A 448-nucleotide genomic window follows, 5' to 3' on the forward strand; every position below is an offset into this window, starting at 1 on the left:
TATATGGGGATGACCTTCGATCCCGACGTGATCGCCGCCGGTCACGCAGCACTCGACCAGTTCGGGTCGGGCACCAATGGCAGCCGGATGCTCAACGGCACCTTCCGTGACCATATCGAGGTCGAGGATGCGCTGCGCGACTTTTACGGCGTGTCGGGCGCGATCGTGTTCTCGACCGGATACATGGCCAATCTCGGCATGATCTCGACGCTCGCGGGCAAGGGCGAATATGTCATCCTCGATGCCGACAGCCATGCCTCGATCTATGACGGCTGCCAGCAGGGCAATGCCGAGATCGTCCGCTTCCGCCACAACAGCGTCGAGGATCTCGACAAGCGGCTCGGTCGCCTGCCCAAGGAGCCGGGCAAATTGGTCGTGCTGGAAGGCGTCTATTCGATGCTCGGCGACATTGCGCCGCTGAAGGAAATGGTCGCCGTCGCCAAGAAGC

1 protein-coding gene is annotated in these 448 nt (G+C 61.8%); it reads left to right on the forward strand.

The annotated features are described in order from the left end of the window. Window positions 1-448: aminotransferase class I/II-fold pyridoxal phosphate-dependent enzyme (locus tag AACY45_RS28600; RefSeq protein ID WP_339548833.1), on the forward strand; the 448-nt coding region annotated here is incomplete at both ends.

Source organism: Pseudomonas sp. RA_35y_Pfl2_P32, from assembly GCF_963970735.1.
Lineage (GTDB): Bacteria > Pseudomonadota > Gammaproteobacteria > Pseudomonadales > Pseudomonadaceae > Aquipseudomonas.